Annotated in this window: 2 protein-coding genes; one reads left to right on the top strand and one right to left on the bottom strand. The window is 62.5% G+C overall.

Annotation, left to right across the window (positions count from 1 at the left end):
- The coding region (locus tag AUR66_RS22565) for a hypothetical protein (RefSeq protein ID WP_231727808.1) at nt 1-189 on the top strand (189 nt) is incomplete at its 5' end.
- Between the two features lie 48 nt (nt 190-237).
- Here AUR66_RS22565 and AUR66_RS08275 read toward each other — a convergent pair.
- Nucleotides 238-2,320: phosphoenolpyruvate carboxylase (locus tag AUR66_RS08275; RefSeq protein WP_058571985.1), on the bottom strand; the 2,083-nt coding region annotated here is incomplete at its 5' end.

Here is a 2,320-nt window from a genome sequence, read left to right as displayed (position 1 = left end):
AATCCTCTCTTATGGTCAACTATGGCGACGGTGGTGGTGGTGTGCCCACACTGTGGACAGCAAGTCGAATCGAGATTCGAGGGTGACGCCGATTTCGACGGCGTTCGACAACGACTCAAGAGCGAATATCGTATCGCGCGGCAGACCTGTCCGGTCTGTTCGAACGCATACGACCTGCGGCGCGCGTAACGGTCTGCGAACGGGTCGACGGCCTCGGTGGTGGCCGACGGCGTCGACTCAGCCCGTGTTTTTCATCCCGGCGGCGATTCCTTTGACGGTGAGCCGCAGGGTTCGTTCTTCTTCGTCGGTCCGGTGCGTCTGCGCCAAGAGGTGCGTCTGTAGCAGGTTCAGCGGGTCGACGTAGGGGTTCCGCCGTTCGAGACTCTCCTGTAACCAGTCGCGTTTGAGCAGGTCGCTCCGGCCACTGATTTCGAGCATCAGATTCGCGGCGTCTTCGTACTCGGCTTGGAGTCGCGGGAAGAACGCTTCGCGGAGGTCCTCGTCGGCGAGGTTCGCGTACTCGGTAGCGATTTCGAGGTCCGTCCGCGCGAGCGACATGGCGGCGTTGTCGAGCGTACTCCGGAAGAACGGCCACTCGTCGTACATCTCGCGGACCGTCTCCATGTCACCGCCGTCGTCGAGGTAGGCGTTGACACCGGCGGCCAGCGAGTACCATCCGGGGAGGATACAGCGCGACTGCGTCCACGAGAACACCCACGGGATGGCCCGAAGGTCCTCGACGGACCGTTCGTCCGAGCGCGATGCCGGGCGAGACCCGAGGTTGAGTTCCTCGATGACCGTGATGGGCGTCGCCTGCTCGAAGTACGAGACGAACCCGTCGGATTCGAGCAGGTCACGGTACTCGGTGCGGGCGGCGGCGGCCATGGTATCCATGGCGTCGACCCATCGGTCGGGGACGTGTTCTTCGGGGTTTCGAATCGCGTTCAGTCGCGCGCGAATCTGCGCGTTGAGCATCTGTTCGAGGTTCCGCTCTGCGATGCGCGGGTTGGCGTACTTCTCGGCGATTGCTTCGCCCTGTTCGGTGAACTTGATTTGGCCGGTGATGGTCTCGTTCGGCAGCGCCAACATGGCCTCGTTCATCGGGCCACCGCCGCGGGAGATGGACCCGCCGCGCCCGTGGAACAACCGCATCGTCACGTCGAAGTCGTCACAGATAGTGGCGAGGCGACGCTGGTTCTTGTAGAGGTCCCAGTTGGCCGCGAGGAACCCGTTTTCTTTGTTGGAGTCCGAGTAGCCCAGCATAATCTCCTGGACGTTGTTGCGGGCGACGAGCGCCTGTTCGTAGGCTTCGTTCTCGAACAGCGTGCCCATGATACGACGCGCACCGTTGAGCGCGGACTCGGTTTCCAACAGTGGCACCACGTCGATACCGCAGTGGTCCGGAAGGGAGACGACCCCCGCCTGGTCGGCGAGGAAGAGCACTTCGAGGACGTGCGACGGTTCTTCGGTCATCGAGATACAGTACGTGTCGATGGCGGCGACGCCGTACTCACGCTGCCACTCGCCGAGTTTTTCGAAGAGTCGAAGGACGCGTTCGGACGTCTCCGAGAGGTCGCCGGGGTCTTCGAGGTCGAGTATCGGTTCGTCCTGGAGAATCGCGTCGGTGAGGAGTTCGACGCGTTCGTCTTCGGACCGACTGAAGTAGTCGATGCCCTCGTGAGAGAGCGCCTCGTGGACTGCCTTCGTGTGGTTCTCCCGGTGGTCTCGCAGGTCTAGACTGGCGAGCGTGAAGCCGAAGGTGTCGACTTGCCGCATCAGCGGTTCGACGTACACGTCGGCGACCTGTCCCGCACCGCACCCACGGAGACTGGTGTCGATGACTTCGAGGTCGGCCATGAGTTCGCTCGCGTCCGTGTAGCCGTTCGGTCGGACGTCTTCGATGCGGCGGAGGCGCTCGCGCATCAGTTTCAGTTTCTGGCGGTACGGTTCGTCTGGGTACCGTTCGTCGACCTCTTCGGCCACGACGGGGAGGAGTTCGCGGTCGGCCTTCAGCGACCGTTCGAGTTCGTGTCCGGGGTCGATTCGTGTCGCGTCCTGACTCAGCACACCGGAGAGACGCTTGAGGGAATCACTGTACTTCTCCAGGGCGACGCTGCGCTGGCGTGCGAGCGTCTCTTCCGTAACTTCGGGCGTGACGAAGGGGTTGCCGTCGCGGTCTGACCCCGCCCACGAGCGGAACTCGAACAGTTTCGGCACGTCGAGGTCGGGATACTCGTTGTGGAACTCTTCTTCGAGTTCTTCGTACACTTCACCGACCACGTCGAAGAGGATGTTCTCGAGGTACCACTGGACGTTTCGG

Origin of the sequence: Haloferax profundi (assembly GCF_001469865.1) — an archaeon.
GTDB lineage: Archaea > Halobacteriota > Halobacteria > Halobacteriales > Haloferacaceae > Haloferax > Haloferax profundi.
The sequence above is the reverse complement of the archived record's forward strand: the minus strand, read 5'-3'. Positions and strand labels throughout refer to the sequence as shown.